Raw genomic sequence first — 22,729 nt, forward strand, 5'->3', positions numbered from 1 at the left:
CATTCACATAAAAACACCATAATTATCATGTAAATAACATTTATTTTCATCGGTGAGCACGGTCAGAATGGCCGAAATACGCATTTTTATGTGATTGAGATCACACATACGCATCGTAAATACCACAACAAAATGGATAAAAAATTAAAAAAAGTTGTATCCGCTTACGCTTTAATCCAATTTATATGATGAATACCTCGTTACCACTTAATAAGTATAAAAAATGAGTAACCGATCAATAAATGTTAAATCCTTACTGAGGGCTTTTTAGTGGCAAATGCAAACAAACTCACGTTGTTTATCGTGATCTTCATGCTGGCGGGGATCCTGTCGGGTGCGGTGATCCACTCTTATGCCTCCCCCGGCGTTGTGACCGCCTGGGCCGATAACATTACGCTTCTTACCGACATCTTTTTACGCCTGATTAAAATGGTGATCGCACCTTTAGTATTCAGCACCCTGACCGTTGGTATTATGCGCCTGGGAGAAACGTCCACCATCGGTCGCGTGGGCGGCAAAGCGATGATCTGGTTTATCAGCTCTTCTATATTGTCTATCCTGGTCGGTCTGTTTGTGGTTTCCCTTGAGCAACCCGGCAGCGGGCTGAACCTGGCGATCCCGCTGGAAGCCACCGACACCGGCCTGGCCGTAGGCGGCATGAGCCTGAAAGGTTTTCTGACGCATACCATTCCAACCAGCATCGCCGAAGCGATGGCTAACAATGAGATCCTGCAAATTGTGGTGTTCTCAATGTTCTTCGGTATTGGTGGCGCATCGCTCGGAGAGAAATTTAACGCTCCACTGGTTGCCGCGCTGGATGTGGTTTCCCACATTATGCTGAAAGTGACCGGCTACGTGATGTACGTTGCGCCGCTGGCTATTTTTGCCGCCATCTCTTCCGTCATCTCCACCCAGGGTCTGGGGATCCTGCTTAACTATGCGTCGTTTATCGGCGGCTACTATGTAGCGATTTTGCTGACCTGCCTGGTTCTGCTGGCTGTGGGTTATGTGATGCTGAAAAAAGAGGTATTTCGCCTGGTAAGCATGCTGAAAGACCCGGTTCTGGTCGCATTCACCACCAGCAGCTCTGAGGCCGCTTATCCGAAAACGCTGGAGCAATTAACTAAATTTGGCTGCTCACCCAACATCGTGTCATTCGTGCTGCCTATCGGTTATTCGTTTAACCTGGTCGGTTCCATGGTCTATTGTTCATTTGCCTCCATGTTTATCGCGCAGGCCTATAACATCCACCTCTCCTTCGCAGAAATCACCGTCCTGATGCTGACGCTGATGCTGGCGTCCAAAGGGATTGCCGGTGTGCCGCGTTCAGCACTGGTAGTGCTGGCTGCAACCATCCCGAGCTTTAACATTCCGGTCGCCGGGATCCTGTTACTGATGGGAATTGACCACTTCCTGGATATGGGACGTTCAGCAATCAACGTATTAGGTAACGGGATTGCAACGGCGATGCTGGCGCAGGATGAAGGTTTACTGGAAGAAGAACCGGAGCTGGTTGAGCGGGAAGCGTAAGAGGGAAATCTGCCGGATGCGCTACGCTAATCCGGCCTGCAACAGCAATCATTGTAGGCCGGATGAGTTATGGCGATTATGCGACGTGGGAAGCGGCAATATCCAGCAGCGCCATTTCTTCGCTGTTCAGCAGCTTCTCAATGTTGACCAGAATCAGCATCCGGTCACCCAGCGCACCCAATCCCGTCAAATATTCCGTCGACAGCGTGACCGCAAACTCCGGTGCCGGACGGATTTGATCCGTTGTCAGCGACAGCACATCCGAGACGCCATCTACCACAATTCCAACCACCCGCTGACCCAGATTCAGCACAATCACCACTGTGTTTTCGTTGTAATCCACATCGCTCTGGCTAAATTTCACGCGCAGGTCGACGATAGGCACAATCACACCACGCAGGTTTGTGACGCCTTTGATAAACGCAGGCGTGTTAGCGATACGCGTCACCTGATCATAACCACGGATTTCCTGCACTTTCAGGATATCGATACCGTACTCTTCATCCCCCAGCGTAAACACGAGGAATTCCTGACCTGACGGTTCGCCGGCCAGTTTAGTTACATTACTCATACCGGTCATATTATTCCCTTCTCACTCAATCAGGCGGCTGTGATCGCCACACGTTGTTCGCGGTTTAACCCCTGCAATGCAGAGACATCGACAATCAGCGCGACGCTGCCGTCGCCGAGGATCGTTGCAGCAGAAATACCTGGCACTTTGCGGTAGTTGCTTTCCAGGTTTTTGACCACCACCTGGTGTTGACCAATTAACTGATCCACCAGCAGCGCATAGCGACGCCCTGCACTTTGTAAAATGACCACTATGCCCTGAGTCGCTTCAGTTTTAGCGCCTTCAACCTCAAAGACTTTCCACAACTCAACCAGTGGTAAATATTCGCCACGCACTTCCAGAACGCGCTCTCCTCCGGCCAGCGGATGGAGATCTTCTTCGCGCGGTTGCAGCGATTCCATAACGGCATTCAGTGGCAGAATGAAGACCTCATCGGCCACACGCACGGACATCCCGTCGAGGATCGCCAGCGTCAGCGGCAGCAGAATGCGAATAGTGGTCCCCTGTCCCTGTTTAGACTGGATCTCGACATGGCCGCCCATCTCCTGGATATTTCGCTTCACCACATCCATACCCACGCCGCGTCCGGAAACATCCGTCACCTGTTCGGCGGTCGAAAAGCCTGGCGCGAAGATCAGCATACCCACTTCGTCATCGCTCATGTTTTCGTGGATCGGCATGCCCTGAGAGACAGCTTTAGCCAGGATACGTTCGCGGTTCAGGCCAGCGCCATCATCGGTCACTTCAATACAAATATTCCCGCCCTGATGCTCCGCGGAAAGCGTCAGATTGCCGATTGGGCTTTTGCCGGATTCAAGGCGTTTTTCCGGCAATTCGATACCATGGTCGAGGCTGTTACGCACCAGGTGCGTCAACGGATCGATGATGCGTTCAATCAGGCTCTTGTCGAGTTCGGTTGAACTACCTACCTGCGTCAGCTCGACCTGTTTACCCAGCTTACCGGCCAGATCGCGCACCAGACGAGGGAAACGGCTGAACACGTACTCCATTGGCATCATACGAATCGACATCACCGACTCTTGCAAATCGCGGGCGTTACGTTGTAACTGACCCATGCTGGTGATGAGATCGCCATGATTGACAGGATCCAGTTCGTTAGAGCGCTGGGCCAGCATCGACTGGGTGATCACCAACTCGCCAACCAGGTTAATAAGCTGATCAACCTTTTCTACCGCTACGCGGATACTGGTCGACTCGCTGGCGCGGGCGGGTTTTTCACGTTCCGCGCGGCTATGTGGTGCTTCACTGGCGGTAGCTTTCACCGCAGGTGCCACAGCAACCGGCTGCGGTTCAGTGACAACTGCCACCTCTTCAGCTTCAACTGCCACAGGCGCTGCGCTGACGGTGTCGAATTCAATTTGGTCAGCTTCAATGACAAAGCAAAGCACCGCGATGATGTCATCTTCTGCCAGGTTGCCATCAAGCGTTGCTGATAACGTGTCGCTTCCTTTTACCACATCGGTTAAGGTCGCCAGATTCCCCAGTTCCTCTTCCAGTAAATCCACTTCGCTGGCTTTCAGACGCGAGAGAGTAATGCGTTTTTTGCTCTCTTCACTGGCGGGTTCAGGCTTTGCAACCGCCTCTTCCTGCATCGCGGCGCTGTCAACAACGCTAAGTTTTGCTGAGTTAACAACTGCCGGTGCGGTTTCACCTTTCGCTTCGAGCGCTAACTGCCGTAACGCCTGGCAGATGTACTCAAAACTGTCGGCATCAGGCTCCACTGAGCTTTTATAGGCGTCGAGCTGTTCCTGCATAATATCTTTCGTTTCCAAAAACAGGTTGATAATGTCGGCATTGAGCTGCATCTCGCCACGCCGCGCTTCATCCAGCAGGTTTTCCATCAGATGGGTCGTTTCCTGCAAAATGGTAAAGCCGAAGGTGCCCGCCCCGCCTTTAATCGAGTGCGCTGCACGAAAAATGGCATTCAGCTGTTCGGAATCCGGGGCTTCAGGAACCAAATCAAGCAGGTGTTGCTCCATATCAGCCAACAGTTCGTCAGCTTCATCAAAAAATGTCTGATAAAAATCGCTAATATCCATGCTCACGCTATCACCTCGGATTGGCTGGTGGCGATGTGGGAACGCTTACCGGCGGGAGTTCCGCTGGCCGTTGTAAGACACTTACCGGCTCATTCTGGCTTTCAGCGTTTTCATGCAAAATGGCCTCTTCTGCCTGCTTATTGAGAACCAGCAGGCTAATACGGCGGTTGATAGCGTCTTCAGGACCGCGATCGCTCAGACGCATCGTGGCGGCCATACCTACCACACGTAATACTTTTCCATCATCCAGACCGCCGCTAACCAGCTCGCGACGCGATGCATTTGCGCGATCGGCAGACAATTCCCAGTTGCTGTACCCTTTCTCACCATTCGCGTAAGGGTAATCATCCGTGTGACCGGAAAGGCTGATCCGGTTAGGGATCCCGTTGAGCACTGGAGCAATCGCGCGCAGGATATCGCGCATGTACGGCTCAACTTCAGCGCTACCGGTCTTAAACATCGGGCGATTCTGACTGTCGATAATCTGTATCCGCAGCCCTTCCTGAACCAAATCAATCTTTAAATGCGGACGCAGCGCTCGCAGTTTGGGATCGGATTCAATCAGTTGATCGAGATCGCCGCGAAGTTTGCTCAAGCGGCTCTGTTCCATACGTTTTCTCAGGTCATCAATATTCGGCTGCTTGTTCACCTCGCCCTGCTGCTGGGTGTAATCATCCCCGCCGCCTGGAATCGGGCTTTGGCTATTCGAAATACGATTTCCCCCGGTCACTGCGGTGGCCAGCGGTGTACGGAAATATTCGGCAATCTGGATCAATTCTTTAGGGCTGGAAATAGAAATGAGCCACATCACCAGAAAGAAGGCCATCATCGCGGTCATAAAATCGGCGTAGGCGATTTTCCACGAGCCATGCGCCCCACCACCGTGATTCTTATGTTTGCGTCGCTTTACAACGATAATGGGATGGGCCTGATTTTTCATGCGTCCTCGGTCGTCTGTTGCGCAGTTGGATTTCTCACCGCACGAACATGTTCTTCCAGTTCGATAAACGAAGGACGTTCGCTGGAGTACAGTGTCTTACGACCAAATTCAACGGCAATCGGCGGCGCGTAACCATTCAGATTGGAGAGCAGCGTTATCTTCACGCACTGCATCATTTTGGTTGTTTCAGCGCTTTTCTGGCGCAGAACGCTGGCAAGCGGAGAAATAAATCCATAGGCCAGCAAAATACCGAGGAATGTTCCCACCATCGCATGCGCAATCAACGCACCCAGCTCTGCTGCCGGGCGATCGGCAGAAGCCAGCGCATGCACAACACCCATAACGGCCGCGACGATCCCGAATGCCGGTAGTGAGTCGCCGACCATCGCCAGACTATTCGCCGGGACTTCAGCCTCACTCTCATGAGTCTCAATTTCTTCGTCCATCAGCGCTTCAATTTCAAACGTATTCATGTTGCCGCTGATGATCAGGCGCAGATAATCGACAATAAAATCAAGCATTACAGCATCCGCAAGAATGCGCGGATAGCTGGCGAAGATTTCACTTTCTTTTGGGTTTTCGATGTCGCGCTCAAGCGAGAACATGCCCTGTTGACGTGACTTGGCCATCAGGCGATACAAGAGCGCCAGCAGATCCATATACATCGCTTTGGTGTATTTCGAACGACGGAAAAGCAACGGGATCGCTTTCATCGTCCCTTTGATGGCTTTCCCGTTATTGCCGACGATGAATGCCCCAATACCCGCACCACCGATAATCACCAGCTCAGCCGGTTGATAGAGTGCCCCAAGGTGTCCGCCGGTCATCATGTAACCGCCGAAAACTGTACCAATAACAACCAGGTAACCTAATAAGATAAGCACGACATCATCCTTTCGCAATTGACTATGACAGGATGCGCAGTCGGGCAATTAACGTAAGGTCAGGACAAAAAAAAGCAGCGGTAATCGCTTACCGCTGCTGGAGTGTTCATCCACACCATATCAGTTAAACAGCCTGTTCGATCTGTTCATCCAGCAGTTGTGGAATAATATCGGCAGCATTCTGGGAAAGTTTACGTCTTTTTACGGCCCGTGATGGCGGTTGGCATAAACTACAGGCAAAGCTGCCTGCGGGTTGGTGTGCGTGGGTGATAAAATTCCCACCGCAGCAATTGCATTGGGACAACTCCAGCAATCCGCTGTCGACAAATCGCACCAGCGTCCACGCGCGGGTTAACGCCAACAATGGCCCTTCTTCAGGCTGCGGACACTGCTCAAGATATAACCGATACGCCTTGATCACGGCATCCACGCCGCTACAGAGACCCGTTTTGAGCAGGAATTGCCATGCATTGCAAAACATCGACGCATGAATATTTTGTTCCCACGTCATAAACCAGTCGGTGGAAAACGGGAGCATCCCTTTTGGCGGAGGACTACCGCGTAATTCTTTGTACAGCTTGATTAATCGACCACGGCTTAATTGCGTTTCGCTTTCCAGCATTTGCAAACGGGCGCCCAATGTGATTAATTCCATTGCTAACTGGATATCACGCGCTTCCTGAACAATGCTTTTTTCGCTCATCATCAAGCCCTTTTCTTACGTGCTGCATCATCGATGTCGCTTAACAGGCGTGTTGAAAGCATGATACCAGTATGAATTTGCTGAAGATCGTCAACGCGGGAGTCTTGCGTCAGGCGAGTAACAGTCTGGTGATCGTCGAAACGGAAATGACATACCAGTTGGTTTGTTTCGGCCAGTTTGACCATTTGAGGAAGTGTTAATGTTGCCAACGTGTCCGCCATTTCCTCGCTGATACCAAGGCGAAACATCGCAGATGCTTTGTCCTGAACGATCAAACGCTGTGCAAGCAATAAATATGACAAATTGATGTCATAGATGTGTTTCAGCAACTCGGATGTATGCATTATTTGCATCCATAATAACCAACATTGTTTTCATGCGGTAAAACCGCACCCCGTGATGTCGCCGGGAAGGCCCGGTAAAAAAAAGCAAAAGGTCAAATACATAGCAGCGTGACGACACTTACGCGTTGTCTAAACATTCCCTTTTAAGAAGGCAGCGTCCCTTACAAGCTCACATCAATTCTTACAAATGTCTAAGATTTTTCCTAATTCGACGCAACTCTACCCGCCGTCAGTTACACATACAACGGAGGTATGCTGCGAATTTAAAGAATATGTGATCAAGATCACATAAACCAGCCAAACACTTAACATAAATCCATCAGCGTAGCTTTTACTTTGCTTATTTTTTAATCCGCCATCATCTATTTCAATTCCTGATGTACGAATATTCTTGCAATAAAAGCGAATAGTATTTTGTTCACATCCGTTAATATCACGCCGTGAAATAGCGAGCTGGATCACATATTTAACTCAAAAAACTTTTTTAATTAAATTCTTTAGAAACAATAAGTTAAATATTTAGAGTGATTAATTAATACCGCGATGTGACGACCTTGCAAATGTTAATATATGTTTAATTTTTATTAACACATTGTTTTCATTAGCGGTGGGTTTCACTTAAGTAACCTGAACATATCTGCAACTAATATGAATCGATTATTCTATTTATAAGAATAATTAATGAATAATCATGATGACATTCACACTATCGAGGCGGGAAACGTTGCAGTATGGGGTAAGCTGAGTAAAGCTGAAAAGCCATCTCATAATTCTTGAAAAAAAGGAGCGGGTTATGAGCTATTCGCACATTCTTGTTGCTGTTGCCGCCACCCCTGAAAGTCAGCAGTTGTTAGACAAGGCGGTTTCTATCGCTCGCCCTGTCAACGCCCGAATTAGCCTGATTACACTGGTCTCAGACCCCGAACTGTATAACCAGTTTGCTGCCCCCATGCTGGAAGACCTGCGTGAAGTGATGCAAGAAGAGACTCAGGATTTTATCGACAAACTTAGCAAAGAAGCAGAATACCCCATTGAACATACCTTTATTACCTATGGGGCTCTGAATGAACATATCCTGGATGTATGCCGCAAACACGCCGTTGATCTGGTCATTTACGGCAACCATAACCACAGTTTTTTTTCTCGCGCATCCTGTTCAGCGAAAAGCGTGATTCATACCAGCCAGGTGGACGTTCTTCTGGTTCCGCTAGCTGGAGATTAATCCACAGTGCCACGACTTCATGCGAGTTTAGAACAGGAAGAGATATTGTCTGGCAGTTGGCATTGACTCCGACGCGGCGTGACTGTTTTAAGATCGCAAATGAACGTCGCCTGCCAGTTGTCGATATCGTTTTTAACGATAGTCTCAAGCATTTCAGCGTGGCGCGAGATACGTTCGGTAAGTGGCATCGTCAGCGCCTGGTTTAATGCGCCTGCCACTTCATCCCGGTCATAAGGATTAACAATAAGGGCGGAGGTTAGCTCGTTCGCCGCCCCGGCAAATTGCGATAAAACCAGCACGCCAGGGTTAGCAGGATCCTGTGCGGCCACAAACTCTTTCGCCACCAGGTTCATACCATCGCGCAACGGGGTCACCAACCCTACATCAGAGTAGCGGAAGATCTTCATCAGCAATTTACGATCAAAATACTGGTTCAGATAGTAAAGCGGCGTCCAGCCCAGTTGCCCATATTTGCCGTTGATTCGCCCTGCCTCTGTTTCCAGTTGGTGGCGAATATCCTGATAGGCCTGCACCTCTTCACGCGAGGTCGGTGCTATCTGCGTATAGCGAATTTTACCGTGGTGCTGCGGATAATGTTCCAGTAAGGCCTCATAGGCCTGAAAGCGCTCCGGCAAGCCTTTGGAGTAATCCAGACGCTCCACGGAGAAAATATTCTGCACATTTTTAAGCTCCGCTTTTAGCTGTGCCAGTTTTGGCGGCAGCGGACCGGACGCCTGTCGTGCAATCTCATCCGGTTCAATACCGATGGGATAAACCTGAGTACGAAACGCTTTTCCCCATGCCAGGTGCTGCTTATCTTTATGCGTGGTCACCCGAGTCTGGGCTGCGAGACAGTCCAGAAAAGCCTGACGATCGTTTTCGGTCTGGAAACCAAGCAAATCAAAATCACACATTTGCTCAAGCAGCGCCAGATGTGGAGGGAGCGCATTAAAAATTTCCGGCGTCGGAAAAGGAATATGCAGGAAAAAACCGATGCGATTACGCACGCCGCGCTTACGTAACTCGCAGGCAAATGGCAACAGATGGTAATCATGAACCCAAATAATGTCGTCATCGCCAAGCAATGGCAGAAGTTTATCTACCAGTAAGGCATTAACCCGTTGGTAACCTTCCCAGGCAGAGCGCTGAAACTGAACTAAATCCAGTCGATAGTGAAACGCGGGCCATAAAACCGCATTTGAAAACTGGCAGTAATACTCTTCGTAATCTTGCTCACTCAAATTAAACGAGGCCCAGGTGATATTGCCACGGGTGACCTTTTTTAACGGTTTATCCTCATTACCTGTATCACCACTCCAGCCAAACCATAAACCACCAGCAGCTTTTAACGCGCCCAGTACACCGACCGCGAGCCCACCCGCGCTCCCTTTGTCATCTGGTGAGGCGATACGATTAGATACTACGACTAAACGACTCATAGCCACCTCTTCTGTTATTCGTTGCTTTCGGTTCTTGCTGCGAAGAGTTATTTTTCTCCAGCCAGTGCCAGACATCCCTGACACCATCCATACGCCATGTTGCCTGCGTCGGCCCGCTCCCTACCTTTACAGAAATACCGCCAGCGCGGTTAACTACAGCAAACCCTGTTTCATCTGTCAGATCATCACCGAAAAACACAGGGATCCGGCCAGCAAAAGGCGCTTCCTGCATAAATGCAGCTATCGCGTCGCCTTTATTACTGCCCTTAGGCTTTATTTCCACGACACATTTTCCGTGCTGCAGAGCAAGCTGCGGCCATTTGCGCGTGATGCGCTCAGCCAGCGTAACCAGCGCCGCTTCGTGTTCGGGTGCCTGGCGATAATGCAACGCGAAGGCCATGCCTTTGGTTTCAAGTGTTGCCCCCGGTAACATCACCAACGCTGCGTGTAATAACGCCCCGGCTTCACGTTCGATACCTTCAGGCAGGTTTACTATGTGCGTTTGACCATTGATGTCACGGCGTTCTGCCCCATGTACTCCGGCAAGCGGAAAACGAAACGGAGTAGTGAGTGCGTCAAGCTCAACCATTGAGCGCCCTGAAATCAATGCCAGCGCATCCGCATTCTGCGTCGCTAACTGATGTAGACATTGCAGGATTGTCTTCGGGACAACGACCTGGTCGGGAAAGGGTTTAATCTCAGCAAGTGTCCCATCGAGATCAAAAAAGTAAGCACAGTTTACAGATTGTTCAGGGGGTAAAGTCAGTGATGCTGTCACCCGGTTATCCTCCTCATCATGGTCAGAACGCCACGCGGATCGCGGCGTATAGATGATGTATGACGGATATAAGTATAGACAGTGTGACCATGCTCGCCATTTGAAAAAACAATCGCCAGCCGGGTAGCGGCTGGCGACGGGCAGAAGCTAGACTAAAAAGTTGGGGTTTAAATCATCAAACGGTACGCTTCGCTTTTTGCTTATAACGGTCGAAGATCACCGCCGCCAGCAGGATGAGGCCACGAACCACATACTGCGCGAACGGAGAGATATTCAGCAGGTTCATCGCATTCTCAACCGTCCCCAGGATCAACACCCCGGCCACCACATATGAGATTTTTCCGATGCCGCCTTTAAGCGAAACGCCCCCTAACACGCAGGCTGAAATAACGATCAACTCATAACCGATTGAGGTCATTGGCTGGCCGCTGGTCATACGCGATGCGAGGATAATCCCGGCAATGGCGGATACCAGACCGGAAAGAATAAAGATAATAATCTTGGTGCGAACAACCGGAACCCCAGCCAGGCGCGCAGCCTCTTCATTGCCCCCAATGGCCAGCGTATTACGCCCAAACGTGGTTTTGTTCAGCAGTAAGCCAAAGACAATAAAACAAACGACCGTGATCCAAATAGGCGCCGGCAGACCAAACCAGTTAGCATAGCCGAGTGTGAAGAAACGCTCGTCTTCAATCCCGACTGCCTTACCGTCGGAGATAATATAGGCCAGACCACGTACAATCTGCATTGTCGCAAGAGTAGTGATCAGGGCGTTAATTTTTAACCGCGCAATCACGAACCCATTCACCAGACCACACAGAATACCGAGCAACAGCCCGGCAGCCACACCAATCCACAGACTTTCGGTCATGTTAATGACTACGGCAGTGGTAACACCAGCACAGGCAATTACAGACGCGACAGACAGGTCGAAATCACCGGATGCCAGGCAAAACAGCATCCCGCAGGCAACCATACCCGACATTGATACCGCCAGCCCTAACCCCTTCATGTTGATGAAAGTAGCAAAGTTTGGCACAAAGAGGGAACAAACCAGGAACAGCACGGCGAACACCACCAGCATGCCGTATTGGTCCCAAATGCGGCCCAGATTTAGCGCCGACTTCGTTGCGCCAGAACCCGATGTAGAAACGGAAGACATCATACTCTCCTTATTCAGGCTACAGCCTGGCTGACTTTAGGCATAGCAAGGCTCAACGCCTGGCGCTCATCCGCCTGTTCATGAAGTAACTCACCGGCAATTTCGCCTTCTCTCATCACCACAATACGGTCGGCGACACCGAGCACTTCTGGCAGGTCACTGGAAGCAAACAACACGGCCACACCGCGCGCTGCGAGGGCATAAATCACATTGTAAATTTCATGCTTGGCGCCCACATCAATGCCGCGTGTCGGCTCATCCAACAAAATAACTTTCATCTCTTCCGACAACCAACGACCGAGAATAGCCTTCTGTTGATTACCGCCGGAGAGGTTCATGATCAGTTGCTCTGCACCCGGCGTTTTGATGTTGAGTGAACGAATATGGTGATCGGCATTGGTCTCTTCCCAGCCGTTGTTGATCACGCATCCCCCCAGAACATGCTTACGCCGTGCACTAATGTTGATGTTGTTGCGCACTGAATGGACCGGAATGATCCCTTCAGCTTTGCGATCCTCCGGGCACAGCATCATCCCCGCTTCAATGGCATGGCTTGGTTTACGGATATCGATAGGCTGTTCATCAATAAATACCTGGCCCGCAGTGATACGCGTACCGCCGAACAGCCCTTTCATTAATTCGCTACGTCCGGCCCCCACCAGGCCAAACAGCCCGACAATTTCACCGCTTCGCACGGATAAGCTGATTGGCGTACGCACGCCTGGAGCTTTGACTTCATGCAGCCGCAGACGCTCTGTGCCATACGGTCTGGATTTCCAGCCATAGATATCCCCGAGGTCGCGCCCGACCATCGCCTGCACCAGCGCATCGTGATCGACCTGCTGCATGTCCGTGAACGTTTTGACGTAATGACCATCTTTAAACACGGTGATGGCATCGCTGAGAGCAAAAATCTCCTCCATACGGTGTGAAACGTACAGAATGATGCGACCTTCGTTGCGCAGCTCACGGATGACGCGAAACAAATTCTCAATCTCGCGAGCCGACAGGGAGCTGGTTGGTTCATCAAAGGCGATAATTTTGGCGTTTCGCGCCAGCGCTTTTGCAATCTCCACCATCTGCCACTGGCCAATGGAGAGGTATTTCAGTGGGGTATCGGGATCGATATCCATCCCCAGATGCTTCAACTGGATTCCTGCTTCATAGTTCAGCAGCGAGCGGTTCACAATCCCGCCTTTGTGCGGTAACTGCCCTAAGTAAATATTCTCGGCAACGGTCATTTCCGGGACGAGATGCAGTTCCTGATAAATAATGGCGACACCGGCGTTGAGTGCGGCAGTGGTATCCGCGAACGAAACTTCCTGTCCGCGGATCGTCAGAGATCCCGTTGTTGGCGCATAGTTACCGCTGAGAATTTTTAAGAGTGTTGATTTCCCGGCGCCATTTTCGCCCATCAGCGCATGCACCTGTCCGGCATAGCAGTCGAAACTGATATCCGTCAGCGCCTTAACGCCCGGGAACGTTTTGCCAATGCCGCGAAATGAGAGATACGGGGTAGACTGTTGCATAACGTCTCCGTGAGTCAGGATTTTACCGGCCTGGAAAACCGCCGGACGTAGGCCCGGTAAGCACAGCGCCACCGGGCATTGCGCCGGAAGGCGGCTTCGCCTAATCCGGCCTACAACATCGCAGCACTTCTGTTACTTACCGCCTAAGCCTTTCTTCGCCAGCTCTTCTTTGAAGTTATCGCGGGTAATCAGCACCACATCTGTCACTTCAGTGAATGCCGGTGGCTCTGCACCTTTCGTTACCCAGTTGTAGAGCATTTCACTGGATTTGTAGCCGTGCACGTCCGGGCTTGGCAGCAGTGAACCGTAGAACCCGGTCGCTTCGCCTTTTGACAGTTCGCTCACCGCGTCAACGCCGTTGATCCCGATACCAATCACGTTTGGTGCTTTGAAGCCCTGCCCTTCGGTCGCACGTACGCCACCCAGCACGGTGTTGTCGTTCATGCCGACAATCAGCCAGTTTTTGACTTCAGGATGCTGAACCAGCATGGAGTTGGCGGCGTCGAATGCGCCGGGGATGTCATTCGATTTTGTTGGGACCTGGTAAATCTGTTTTTCCGGGAAGCCTGCGGCTTTAAGCGCTTCCATTGAACCAGAAGTACGACGACGTGCGGTATCCAGTTCGTTGGCGGTAATGGCCATTACGGCGGTGGATTTCACATCCCAACCGCGTTTTTGCATCTCTTTGTACAGCTCCTGGCCCTGGCGTTCACCAATTTTGGTTGCCGCCATCATCACCAGCGGCACGGTATCCATCGGCTTACCTTTAGCGTTGGCAAACTGGTCGTCGACGGCAATGACTTTCATATCGTAGCCACGTGCCTTAGCCATAATGGCTGGCCCCAGTTTTGGATCTGGCGTGCAAATCACAAACCCTTTTGCTCCACTTGCAGCCAGGCTGTCGATGGCGTTAAGGGTTTTCTCACCATCCGGAACGGCAATTTTAATCACCTCAAAACCAAGGTCTTTACCGGCTTTATCGGCAAATTTCCATTCAGTCTGGAACCACGGTTCTTCCGGCTGTTTGACCAGGAAACCGAGCTTCATGGATTCAGCGATAGCGGATTGTGACATAATGGCCGCCAGACCGATGGCAGCCAGCGCTTTAGTGAATTTGTGCATGGTTAACTCCAGCTTTAACGTTCTTTTATGTAGGGTAAAATCAGACGATTTTTTGTAATTCGGACGTAAAACAAGGCATTACCTTTTATTGATAAGATCAATGCCAGTGCTGAGAGTATTTTTAGCGGGAAATTGATTCTCCATAAGAGAGCGGCATCACACCACAGAATTACAGTAATTGCGTACATAAATTCAGCGGGAAATGACATAAAAAAACGCGGTTTTGTCGACGGGAAAAAAGAGGGGTAGCAGATTAGTCCATAACATCAGCCAACGAATCCTTGTTCCCGAATACCGAAGCATTCGGGAGCACAATGATTACCATCTGTAATAAATGTGGTCAGCGTGATCGCGAACCGGAATGTCATCTTCCAGCAGACGCGCTGAAAGCGTGAAAGCAAAATCGAAAATATGCCCTAATCCTTTGCCGCTAATAAGGTTGCCATCTTCAACAACCGGCGCATCAATATATTCCCCATCCGCGACGTTTTGCCACAGATCTCCCGAACACACATAGCGACGCCCCTTCAGCAGGCCGTTGCCGCCCAGCACGCGCGCCGCCGCAGAACACACCGGGCAAATGAGTTTTCCTGCCTCGTCATGGCGAGCGATAAACTGGATGACAGCCTCACTGGCGGCAAGGTTAACGCTGCCCTGCGGCCCGCCGGGTAACACAACGGCATCATAAAGATCCGTCTGACGCGCAGCCAGCGTGCTGTCCGTCACCATCGGCACGTCATGGTAGCTCACCACCGCACGGGACTCGGCGCAGGCCAGTGTTTCAACTTCGATCTGCAGGCGGCGCAGAATATCAATGGTAACAATGGCTTCCGCCTCTTCAAAACCAGGTGCCAGTAGCACGGCAACCTTTTTCATACACACTCCTCGATTTTTCCAAATACACCAAACAATAAATGTCGAATCATTCAGGCGCTTAACTTTATTAATTTCCACAAAACTGATCTGGCGCAAAAAATTAGCCAGCAGATAGCGTTCACAGACGCGGGTCAATGGTGAAATTTCTTCATCCGAAGACCAGATAATCATCTGGCGACAGACAATACCTGATTGTGAAATTTCATTTCGTGATATGAAACATCATTTCATTATCAAAATTTTACTTTAATACTATAAATATCAATATGTTATATTCACAGCATTTATAAGCACAAGCGGAAAAATCACTAATATTGCTATGACAATATGTAAAAAATCATAAATACGCAGATTTAAGGATTTTCTTATGTCGGGACTGGAGTTATGCTGAATCTTGATCGGGAGCGAATATAATTCGTGATCACTAAAGGACCGGCGGAACGGATTTATTCTGCTAACAGTTTTAATTGTACGTAGAGGTGACGTGTAGCGGCAGCCCGTTGCACTGACGTTAGTAACGTACATCCCCCTTTCTGGAAATAAGGATATTGATATGGCTGCAGTTGGAATTGTTCATAAACTCAACACACAAATGAACCTCGAGTTCTACGCATCGAATCTTTACCTGCATCTCAGTGAATGGTGCTACGAACACAGCCTGACTGGCACCGCAACCTTTCTACGCACCCAGGCGCAAGGTAACGTGACTCAAATGATGCGTATGTTTAATTTTATGAAAAGTGCCGGGGCTAACCCTATCGTCAAGGCTATCGATGTTCCAGGTGATGAACTAACTTCCCTTGAAGAACTGTTTCAGAAAACGCTGGATGAATACCAACAGCGTTACAGCAAGCTATCACGCTTAACCAATGAAGCAGAAGCCTTGAATGATGCAACAACCATTGATTTTCTTCACGATCTGGAAAAAGAGCAGCAGCAGGATGGCGTGCTGTTACAGACGATTCTTGATGAAGTCCGCAGCGCTAAACGTGCGGGACTGTGCATGGCGCAAACCGATAAGCACCTGCTGAACGTCGTGAACTATCAACATCACTAATCTTCAATTTTCATCGTGTTAATGCCGGATAACGATGCGACGCACCTTATCCGGCTGGTGCTTAATTTTCTCTACGCCCACGCCTCTCATTCTGCGAGGCGCAAAAAAACCTTTCTAAAACCTGAAACAACGGTTTATTTTAGTGAGATTCATTCTGCGGCGTGAATTTCAACTCGATCAAGGCAACCGCTTTTTGTATTGCGCGCATAGTGACCGGATCGGCACCTGCAGGATGGCTGGAAAAGTCGATGCTTTTCAGCTGGCTGGACATTTTCTCCCGAACTTCAACTGGGGCAATAACATCAAGAACATCCAGAATCTGCTTGATAACCAGCTGACAGGCAACAACGTCCGAGAGCAGTTCCTGATCGGCATTCAGTGTTTGGGACATAGTGAGCTCCTTATAGAAAGGTCGTCATAGTACCCATTCAACGAACGAAACGATAGCCGCGCATGCCTTCCGAATGCGCTGAAAATAAAAATAGTTCCAGTCAGTTTCTTTTGAGATGGCAAGCACAACATGAGTGAACATTTAGCGGTTGAGAACAAACGCGGTCTATCCCCGGCTGCATTACTTGTTGCCGGGGCTTTCTTTATGGAGTTTATTGACGGCACGGTGATTGCCACCGCACTGCCCGACATGGCGAAAAGTTTTGGCGTGCACGCAGTTGACCTGAACATAGGTATCAGCGCCTATCTGATCACCCTCGCGGTACTGATCCCCGCCAGCGGCTGGATTGCGGATCGCTTCGGCGCCCGAAAGGTGTTTACCCTTGCACTGGCGATATTTACTTTCGCCTCGGTTTTATGCGGTTTGTCCGAAAGCCTTGAGAGCTTTGTCGCCATGCGAATCTTACAGGGTGTAGGTGGTGCGCTAATGGTTCCGGTTGGCCGACTCGCGGTATTGCGAACCACGCCTAAACATCAGTTGATCACCGCTATTGCGACCCTGACCTGGCCCGCGTTAGTCGCCCCCATCATTGGCCCTCCCCTTGGCGGATTCATTACCAGCTATGCCAACTGGCGCTGGATCTTCTTCATTAATGTACCGCTCGGAATACTGGCGATTGCGCTGGCGCTACGTTTTATCCCGGATATTCATGACGACGAGCGCCGCCCATTTGATATAACGGGATTTATCGCAACCTCTGTTGCGATGGTGAGCCTGGTGTATGCCATGGAGTTACTGGGAACCCAACAGCCTCAGGGCTGGCTGACCGCCGGACTTTTGGCGCTAGGAACAGTGACCTTTCTGTTTGCCCTGCATCATTTTCATCGCACCGCCTGGCCAATGATTCGCCTTGATGCCATGAACGTGCCTACTTTTCGCGTCACCATGTATGGCGGATCGCTGTTTCGTGCCTCTATCAGCGCCGTGCCATTTCTGCTGCCGTTAATGTTTCAGGTAGGTTTTGGCATGAACGCTTTTCACGCGGGCTCGCTGGTACTGGCGGTATTTGTCGGCAATCTGACGATTAAACCTGCCACCACACCGTTGATACGCTGGCTGGGCTTTAAGAAACTGCTGTTGATTAACGGTGCACTTAACGTTTTGGCGTTGCTGGCCTGTGCATTAATTACGCCGCAGACCCCCGTGTGGGTTATTTTGCTGGTGTTGTATCTGGGCGGTGTGTTCCGCTCAATTCAGTTTACCGGCGTCAGCACGCTTGCCTTCGCGGACGTCCCCGCAGCACAAATGAGCTACGCTAATACGCTGTTCAGTACGGCGACACAATTAGCGGTGGGGTTGGGCATTTCTTTAGCCGCTATTGGCATCCGCATTGGCGATGTGGTCAGTGAAAAGCTGGCATTGGGCAATATTCCGGGGATCAGTTTCCGGCTGGCCTTTGTCGCTATTGCCATTATTTGTCTGGTAGGTATGGTGGATACGCTGCGGCTCACCCGTGATGCAGGAAGCGCAGTATCGAACAAGAACAGGTAGCCCGGAGGGTGAACGCCGCCGGGCTCACAGGATTTAGCCAATCACCTCGCGTACAAACGCTTCGATTGCTTTGTCCTGGCAGTTTTCAAAGAAGCACTGCTGGAAGCGCGGGCCTGATACAGCGGTTTTCACCAGTTCAGGATCGATCGCGCGCAGCGTGTCCAGATAATTTTCTTTTACCACAGCCGCTTTCACCTGATTCAGAATACCGGCGTTACGCACCTGCGGCTCTTTACGCTCCGGTGGGTAGCCTTCACCGTTACGCCCGGTGAACGCTTTTTCAAACATATAGCGCACATTCAGCTCTGCACCCCAGCCAAAACCTTTGGCGAATGCCAGAGAAAGCGCGTTGCCGTTGTTAATTTGAGAGAACAAGAACGCATCTGCAGGATCAAGGCAATAACCACACACCACACCCGGATGGATATTCAGTGACATCATTGCCCCCTGGCCCGTACCGCAACCTGTAACAACAAAGTCTACAGCTTTGGAATTAAGCAGGATGCTGGCCATAATGCCTAAATGGATGTAGGTCAGATGATGATCATTTTCGTCGCTCATCCCAACGTTATAGACCGGAAAACCTTTCTCATCCGCAACGGCCTTAAGCTCGTTATGGATGGTGGCGTTTTTGCTTGCCTGGCTGTTTTCCATCATCAATGCAATTTTCATTCTATACTCTCCTGAATGCGCTGCGGTAGCCCGCTGAAAGTCATAACATTCAGCCACATTACTATTTTGCAATCACACTTTCAAATTTAATGAAATTTAGTTTTAAAAAACAAAGTTGCGCTCACATTCCTGTCTGAACAGTTCAGAATTACCTCAAGCAAATGACCTCGTTGTGATTAATCGCAGGTGATCTTCGGGCTATTCAAGCCATTGATGAGGGTCTCTGTATGCCATGATAGTGTATCTTCGAACTTTCAGAGCGATCTCATGAAGACCTTTATCCTAGCGCTTTTGCCGCTCATGCTGACAGGATGCACAATTACAAAACAGGCACAGGTCAGCGAAGCCAGCACCATCACTGGTGTGGTTCGCCTGACTTATAATCAGGCCATGTTACAAACAGCACGCACCGATGACTACGTTACCCAAGGGACAGCCACTAAAGAGTGTCAGCGCCTGGGCTATGCCAGCGCAGAAGCGTTTGGTCAGCCGGTGTCAACCTGTAGCGTGTATGCAGGCTCTCTGTGCTTAAATACCAAAATTACACTCGCCTGGCAGTGTCATGGTGTCGCGGTGCCCCAATCACCTTCTTTCAATTATTAATATTTCCGACCAGCTCATTTTTGCTGGTCTTTTACCACTTTATTATTTATATCCTCCGTTTAATATCGTTAATGCGTTTTATTCCCATTCGCATTTTTAATAAATAAATTTATTATTTTACCTTTTGCAAATAATTAAATAACAAATTATAGTGGCGCCACGTCAATATATAATAACGTTTGTGGAGCAGAACCATGCTGAAAACAGAAATGATCGACCAACTGAATGAGCAAATGAATCTTGAATTATATTCATCTCTGCTCTACCAACAGATGAGCGCGTGGTGCAGCTATCACAGCTTCGAAGGTGCCGCCGCGTTTTTGCGCCGTCACGCCCAGGAAGAGATGACGCACATGCAGCGTCTGTTCGACTACCTGACCGATACCGGCAGCTTGCCGCGTATTAATACCGTTTCTTCACCCTTTGCTGAATATGCTTCTCTGGATGAACTGTTCCGTGTTACTTACGAACACGAGCAGCTAATCACCCAGAAAATTAATGAGCTGGCACACGCGGCAATGACCCACCAGGATTATCCAACCTTTAATTTCCTGCAATGGTATGTTGCCGAGCAGCATGAAGAAGAGAAATTATTTAAATCTGTTATTGATAAGCTGTCGCTGGCAGGAAAAAGCGGCGAAGGTCTTTATTTCATCGATAAAGAACTGGCTACGCTTGATACACAGAATTAATATTTTAGGGTAATGAAGGCAACACGCCATCATTACCCCTTGAAATCAGTGACGGCAGATCTTGCTTTCGTGCGTAGAGAAGCCGTCTTCTTTTGCAATAAACTTTCCCTTCGCCGCTAAAAACGCCACTAACTCACCTGCCGTCATATCCGCCGCAGAACAAGTGTGAAAACGCGCCTGCTCGCCGAAACGTGCCGTAATCGCCGCTTCAAGGCTGGCATTTGAATACTGCTCACCAGATTCAATCATCATGTTAAGCACTTCGTGACCGTGAATAGATTCCATATTACCTCCTTAATAAAGTCCGTAGCCTAATGTGAACCGCACATCGTCGCTTTGCGCTAACGCAGGTTTATCAGCAGATAAATGTCATTTGTTATACATCTTAACGGTCAAAAAATCGTAAACATTAATGTACAGTCATTGTAACGGTGATTTGACGAAAATAGCGTTTTGCCTTAATCTGCGCCGCAGATATAACCATTGATTATCTCTGGGACAGAGGAAAGCGTGAAAAACAGAACCCTGGGTAGTATTTTTATCGTGGCGGGAACCACGATTGGTGCCGGTATGTTGGCAATGCCGCTGGCTGCGGCAGGCGTGGGGTTTAGCGTCACGCTGGTATTGTTAGTCAGTCTTTGGGCGTTGATGTGCTACACAGCGCTGTTGCTGCTTGAAGTGTATCAACATGTCCCGGCAGACACCGGGCTGGGTACGCTGGCAAAACGTTATCTTGGTCGTTACGGACAATGGGTAACGGGCTTTAGCATGATGTTTTTAATGTATGCCCTGACGGCGGCGTACATCAGTGGTGCAGGTGAACTGCTGGCTTCCAGCATCAGCGACTGGACTGGAACAAATATATCTCCGACGACAGGTGTACTGCTGTTCACCTTTGTTGCCGGTGGCGTGGTTTGTGTTGGGACCTCGCTGGTCGATCTGTTCAACCGTCTGCTATTCAGTGCCAAGATAATCTTCCTGGTGGCGATGCTGGCTCTGTTAATGCCGCATATTCATAAAGTGAACCTGCTTACGCTGCCGCTGCAACAGGGGCTGGCGCTCTCCGCGATCCCGGTCATATTCACCTCATTCGGTTTTCACGGCAGTGTTCCCAGTATCGTCAGCTATATGAACGGTAACATCCGTAAACTGCGTTGGGTGTTTATTACGGGTAGCGCTATTCCTCTGGTCGCCTATATCTTCTGGCAACTGGCGACGCTTGGTAGCATTAACTCGACAACGTTCATGGGGCTATTAGCCAACCACGCAGGCTTAAACGGCTTATTGCAGGCATTGCGTGAAGTCGTGGCTTCGCCGCACGTCGAACTGGCGGTGCATCTGTTCGCCGACCTCGCGCTGGCAACCTCTTTCCTCGGCGTTGCATTGGGATTATTTGACTACCTGGCCGACCTCTTCCAGCGCCGCAATACCGTAGCGGGAAGAATGCAAACCGGCGCGGTGACATTCCTGCCGCCGCTGGCATTCGCGCTGTTCTATCCGCGTGGTTTTGTCATGGCATTAGGGTATGCGGGCGTTGCCCTGGCGGTGCTGGCGCTGCTCATTCCCTCGATGCTGGCCTGGCAGAGCAGAAAACATAATCCGCAGGCCAACTACCGCGTAGCAGGCGGTGCTCCGGCGCTGGCGCTGGTATTTTTGTGCGGCATTGTGGTAATAGCAGTACAGTTTTCTATTGCAGCAGGATTACTACCAGAAGTGGGTTAAAACAAAGGGGCTTTCGCCCCTTTCTGTTAATGCAAACAGCACTGCTTATATTTCTTGCCGCTGCCACATGGGCAAGGGTCATTGCGCCCTACTTTGGCATCCACTTTCACCGGTACTTTGACCGGCGTTTCCTGAGGATGCGCCATCCAGTAAGCATGCAGGTCCAGCGCTGCCAGGCGGATGGCATCGACGCTCTCTTCAAACGCTTCCGGCGTTAGTTTCTCAACCACCGCAAAGTTCTCTTCCGTACCGTGCAGCGCAATAGCTTCAAGTGCTGGTTTTAACGTGTCCGGTAATGCGGACCAGTCTGACAGTGCGACGCCGCGCATATAACCAAAGCACCACTCTTCAACGATGGTCAGTTCATGCTCGTCAATTTCACGCAAACCAAACAGAGGCTCAAACTGCTCAGGATATTCATCCAGACGATCGGCCGTATCCGCCATATGTTGAAACGCCAGGTTCATGAAACGCGTCATTTCTTTTTCGGAGGACCAGCGAGGGACATACTGCGCGCCGCCCCAAATTGCGACCAGCCACTGCTCTGGTTCAATTTCATACGGTGAACTCAGCACCGCCGTCAGCAAACCATCCAGTTCTGACACATCCAGAATAGCCTTGTCTGTATTGTACTTAGTCAGTACATCATCCAGCCATTCCAGTTCGCTCTCGTTTAATGGTCCCGTTTTCATAACGCTTTTCCTTAGTCAAAAAATCTTGCCTGTGATCATCCTACATGGCTGGAGGGATAACAGATACAAATGGGCATATGCGGCATATAGCTGCCGCCCGTTCAGGTTAACAGGAAACGAGGGGAATTCCGGAAGTTAACGCACAAAAGAGAACACTAAGCCGCCGGGCATCATACCGGGAAAACACAA

23 protein-coding genes are annotated in these 22,729 nt (G+C 50.1%); 7 read left to right on the top strand and 16 right to left on the bottom strand.

What is annotated here, in order from left to right; genetic code table 11:
* Nucleotides 1-270 precede the first annotated feature (270 nt).
* Complete coding sequence (locus tag OGX97_RS10230) at nucleotides 271-1,530, top strand: dicarboxylate/amino acid:cation symporter (RefSeq protein ID WP_003833882.1); 1,260 nt, start codon at nucleotides 271-273, stop codon at nucleotides 1,528-1,530.
* Nucleotides 1,531-1,606: 76 nt separating this feature from the next.
* On the opposite strand, the gene cheW is transcribed toward OGX97_RS10230, so the two are convergent.
* The 6 genes from cheW to flhD all read right to left on the bottom strand — a co-directional run bounded on the left by cheW (nucleotide 1,607) and on the right by flhD (nucleotide 7,032).
* A complete protein-coding gene (gene cheW, locus OGX97_RS10235) occupies nucleotides 1,607-2,110 on the bottom strand; it encodes a chemotaxis protein CheW (RefSeq protein WP_003034638.1) in 504 nt (167 codons plus the stop codon).
* Nucleotides 2,111-2,130: 20 nt separating this feature from the next.
* On the bottom strand, nucleotides 2,131-4,167 hold the full coding sequence (gene cheA / locus OGX97_RS10240) for a chemotaxis protein CheA (protein ID WP_235127337.1): 2,037 nt from the start codon (nucleotides 4,165-4,167) through the stop codon (nucleotides 2,131-2,133).
* A gap of 4 nt (nucleotides 4,168-4,171) precedes the next feature.
* Nucleotides 4,172-5,101 (bottom strand): flagellar motor protein MotB, encoded by a 930-nt coding sequence (motB, locus tag OGX97_RS10245; RefSeq protein WP_003034631.1) that lies wholly within the window; start codon nucleotides 5,099-5,101, stop codon nucleotides 4,172-4,174.
* A complete protein-coding gene (gene motA, locus OGX97_RS10250; RefSeq protein ID WP_003034628.1) occupies nucleotides 5,098-5,985 on the bottom strand; it encodes a flagellar motor stator protein MotA in 888 nt (295 codons plus the stop codon). Before motA ends, motB begins: the two co-directional genes overlap by 4 nt.
* A 124-nt stretch (nucleotides 5,986-6,109) precedes the next feature.
* Nucleotides 6,110-6,694, bottom strand: coding sequence for a flagellar transcriptional regulator FlhC (gene flhC, locus OGX97_RS10255; RefSeq protein ID WP_008785071.1), 585 nt, complete (start codon nucleotides 6,692-6,694; stop codon nucleotides 6,110-6,112).
* The gene (gene flhD, locus OGX97_RS10260) at nucleotides 6,691-7,032 is read right to left on the bottom strand and encodes a flagellar transcriptional regulator FlhD (RefSeq protein ID WP_003034622.1); all 342 of its coding nucleotides are present in this window, start codon (nucleotides 7,030-7,032) and stop codon (nucleotides 6,691-6,693) included. The genes flhC and flhD overlap by 4 nt, the downstream gene beginning before the upstream one ends.
* Nucleotides 7,033-7,825: 793 nt before the next feature.
* On the opposite strand from flhD, the gene uspC reads away from it, so the two are divergent.
* Complete coding sequence (uspC, locus tag OGX97_RS10265; RefSeq protein ID WP_008785072.1) at nucleotides 7,826-8,254, top strand: universal stress protein UspC; 429 nt, start codon at nucleotides 7,826-7,828, stop codon at nucleotides 8,252-8,254.
* A gap of 17 nt (nucleotides 8,255-8,271) precedes the next feature.
* Here the strand turns inward: uspC and otsA are convergent, their stop codons facing one another.
* From otsA to OGX97_RS10295, 6 genes are all read right to left on the bottom strand, one after another.
* Nucleotides 8,272-9,693 (bottom strand): alpha,alpha-trehalose-phosphate synthase, encoded by a 1,422-nt coding sequence (gene otsA / locus OGX97_RS10270; RefSeq protein ID WP_032943805.1) that lies wholly within the window; start codon nucleotides 9,691-9,693, stop codon nucleotides 8,272-8,274.
* Nucleotides 9,668-10,471 (bottom strand): trehalose-phosphatase, encoded by an 804-nt coding sequence (gene otsB, locus OGX97_RS10275; protein WP_235127335.1) that lies wholly within the window; start codon nucleotides 10,469-10,471, stop codon nucleotides 9,668-9,670. The genes otsA and otsB overlap by 26 nt, the downstream gene beginning before the upstream one ends.
* Nucleotides 10,472-10,646: 175 nt before the next feature.
* Nucleotides 10,647-11,633 carry an L-arabinose ABC transporter permease AraH gene (gene araH, locus OGX97_RS10280; protein WP_008785075.1) on the bottom strand — a complete coding sequence of 329 codons (987 nt, stop codon included), beginning with the start codon at nucleotides 11,631-11,633 and terminating at the stop codon, nucleotides 10,647-10,649.
* 14 nt (nucleotides 11,634-11,647) lie between these two features.
* Nucleotides 11,648-13,162, bottom strand: coding sequence for an arabinose ABC transporter ATP-binding protein AraG (araG, locus tag OGX97_RS10285; protein ID WP_003839135.1), 1,515 nt, complete (start codon nucleotides 13,160-13,162; stop codon nucleotides 11,648-11,650).
* Nucleotides 13,163-13,294: 132 nt separating this feature from the next.
* Nucleotides 13,295-14,284 carry an arabinose ABC transporter substrate-binding protein gene (locus tag OGX97_RS10290; protein ID WP_003833897.1) on the bottom strand — a complete coding sequence of 330 codons (990 nt, stop codon included), beginning with the start codon at nucleotides 14,282-14,284 and terminating at the stop codon, nucleotides 13,295-13,297.
* A 318-nt stretch (nucleotides 14,285-14,602) separates the two neighbouring features.
* Complete coding sequence (locus OGX97_RS10295; protein WP_048235190.1) at nucleotides 14,603-15,160, bottom strand: DJ-1/PfpI family protein; 558 nt, start codon at nucleotides 15,158-15,160, stop codon at nucleotides 14,603-14,605.
* 553 nt (nucleotides 15,161-15,713) lie between these two features.
* On the opposite strand from OGX97_RS10295, the gene OGX97_RS10300 reads away from it, so the two are divergent.
* A complete protein-coding gene (locus OGX97_RS10300; RefSeq protein ID WP_003034597.1) occupies nucleotides 15,714-16,217 on the top strand; it encodes a non-heme ferritin-like protein in 504 nt (167 codons plus the stop codon).
* Between the two features lie 139 nt (nucleotides 16,218-16,356).
* On the opposite strand, the gene OGX97_RS10305 is transcribed toward OGX97_RS10300, so the two are convergent.
* The gene (locus OGX97_RS10305) at nucleotides 16,357-16,608 is read right to left on the bottom strand and encodes a DUF2766 family protein (RefSeq protein WP_003034595.1); all 252 of its coding nucleotides are present in this window, start codon (nucleotides 16,606-16,608) and stop codon (nucleotides 16,357-16,359) included.
* Between the two features lie 129 nt (nucleotides 16,609-16,737).
* Here OGX97_RS10305 and OGX97_RS10310 point away from each other — a divergent pair, with 129 nt between their 5' ends.
* Nucleotides 16,738-18,159 (top strand): MFS transporter, encoded by a 1,422-nt coding sequence (locus OGX97_RS10310; protein ID WP_048224233.1) that lies wholly within the window; start codon nucleotides 16,738-16,740, stop codon nucleotides 18,157-18,159.
* A 33-nt stretch (nucleotides 18,160-18,192) separates the two neighbouring features.
* On the opposite strand, the gene OGX97_RS10315 is transcribed toward OGX97_RS10310, so the two are convergent.
* The gene (locus tag OGX97_RS10315; protein ID WP_279850693.1) at nucleotides 18,193-18,831 is read right to left on the bottom strand and encodes an RpiB/LacA/LacB family sugar-phosphate isomerase; all 639 of its coding nucleotides are present in this window, start codon (nucleotides 18,829-18,831) and stop codon (nucleotides 18,193-18,195) included.
* A gap of 267 nt (nucleotides 18,832-19,098) precedes the next feature.
* Here OGX97_RS10315 and yecR point away from each other — a divergent pair, with 267 nt between their 5' ends.
* A complete protein-coding gene (yecR, locus tag OGX97_RS10320; protein WP_048224236.1) occupies nucleotides 19,099-19,434 on the top strand; it encodes a YecR family lipoprotein in 336 nt (111 codons plus the stop codon).
* A 194-nt stretch (nucleotides 19,435-19,628) separates the two neighbouring features.
* Nucleotides 19,629-20,126 (top strand): non-heme ferritin, encoded by a 498-nt coding sequence (ftnA, locus tag OGX97_RS10325; RefSeq protein ID WP_003034588.1) that lies wholly within the window; start codon nucleotides 19,629-19,631, stop codon nucleotides 20,124-20,126.
* A 45-nt stretch (nucleotides 20,127-20,171) separates the two neighbouring features.
* On the opposite strand, the gene OGX97_RS10330 is transcribed toward ftnA, so the two are convergent.
* Nucleotides 20,172-20,411, bottom strand: a complete 240-nt coding sequence (locus tag OGX97_RS10330; protein WP_003034586.1) for a YecH family metal-binding protein — start codon at nucleotides 20,409-20,411, stop codon at nucleotides 20,172-20,174.
* Between the two features lie 225 nt (nucleotides 20,412-20,636).
* Between OGX97_RS10330 and tyrP the strand changes: the two genes are divergently transcribed.
* Complete coding sequence (tyrP, locus tag OGX97_RS10335; protein WP_003833907.1) at nucleotides 20,637-21,848, top strand: tyrosine transporter TyrP; 1,212 nt, start codon at nucleotides 20,637-20,639, stop codon at nucleotides 21,846-21,848.
* A 26-nt stretch (nucleotides 21,849-21,874) separates the two neighbouring features.
* Here the strand turns inward: tyrP and OGX97_RS10340 are convergent, their stop codons facing one another.
* On the bottom strand, nucleotides 21,875-22,540 hold the full coding sequence (locus tag OGX97_RS10340) for a YecA/YgfB family protein (protein WP_003034581.1): 666 nt from the start codon (nucleotides 22,538-22,540) through the stop codon (nucleotides 21,875-21,877).
* Between the last annotated feature and the right edge of the window lie 189 nt (nucleotides 22,541-22,729).

It is taken from the genome of Citrobacter sp. Cpo061 (assembly GCF_030332845.1).
Taxonomy (GTDB): Bacteria; Pseudomonadota; Gammaproteobacteria; order Enterobacterales; family Enterobacteriaceae; genus Citrobacter; species Citrobacter portucalensis.

Excerpts from the sequence above, each read along its gene's own strand:
- cheW (WP_003034638.1), bottom strand. The coding sequence starts at position 2,110 with ATGACCGGTATGAGTAATGTAACTAAACTGGCCGGCGAACCGTCAGGT.
- motB (WP_003034631.1), bottom strand. The coding sequence starts at position 5,101 with ATGAAAAATCAGGCCCATCCCATTATCGTTGTAAAGCGACGCAAACAT.
- flhD (WP_003034622.1), bottom strand. The coding sequence starts at position 7,032 with ATGCATACATCCGAGTTGCTGAAACACATCTATGACATCAATTTGTCA.
- uspC (WP_008785072.1), top strand. The coding sequence starts at position 7,826 with ATGAGCTATTCGCACATTCTTGTTGCTGTTGCCGCCACCCCTGAAAGT.
- otsA (WP_032943805.1), bottom strand. The coding sequence starts at position 9,693 with ATGAGTCGTTTAGTCGTAGTATCTAATCGTATCGCCTCACCAGATGAC.
- araH (WP_008785075.1), bottom strand. The coding sequence starts at position 11,633 with ATGTCTTCCGTTTCTACATCGGGTTCTGGCGCAACGAAGTCGGCGCTA.
- araG (WP_003839135.1), bottom strand. The coding sequence starts at position 13,162 with ATGCAACAGTCTACCCCGTATCTCTCATTTCGCGGCATTGGCAAAACG.
- OGX97_RS10290 (WP_003833897.1), bottom strand. The coding sequence starts at position 14,284 with ATGCACAAATTCACTAAAGCGCTGGCTGCCATCGGTCTGGCGGCCATT.
- OGX97_RS10295 (WP_048235190.1), bottom strand. The coding sequence starts at position 15,160 with ATGAAAAAGGTTGCCGTGCTACTGGCACCTGGTTTTGAAGAGGCGGAA.
- OGX97_RS10300 (WP_003034597.1), top strand. The coding sequence starts at position 15,714 with ATGGCTGCAGTTGGAATTGTTCATAAACTCAACACACAAATGAACCTC.
- OGX97_RS10305 (WP_003034595.1), bottom strand. The coding sequence starts at position 16,608 with ATGTCCCAAACACTGAATGCCGATCAGGAACTGCTCTCGGACGTTGTT.
- OGX97_RS10310 (WP_048224233.1), top strand. The coding sequence starts at position 16,738 with ATGAGTGAACATTTAGCGGTTGAGAACAAACGCGGTCTATCCCCGGCT.
- OGX97_RS10315 (WP_279850693.1), bottom strand. The coding sequence starts at position 18,831 with ATGAAAATTGCATTGATGATGGAAAACAGCCAGGCAAGCAAAAACGCC.
- yecR (WP_048224236.1), top strand. The coding sequence starts at position 19,099 with ATGAAGACCTTTATCCTAGCGCTTTTGCCGCTCATGCTGACAGGATGC.
- ftnA (WP_003034588.1), top strand. The coding sequence starts at position 19,629 with ATGCTGAAAACAGAAATGATCGACCAACTGAATGAGCAAATGAATCTT.
- OGX97_RS10330 (WP_003034586.1), bottom strand. The coding sequence starts at position 20,411 with ATGGAATCTATTCACGGTCACGAAGTGCTTAACATGATGATTGAATCT.
- OGX97_RS10340 (WP_003034581.1), bottom strand. The coding sequence starts at position 22,540 with ATGAAAACGGGACCATTAAACGAGAGCGAACTGGAATGGCTGGATGAT.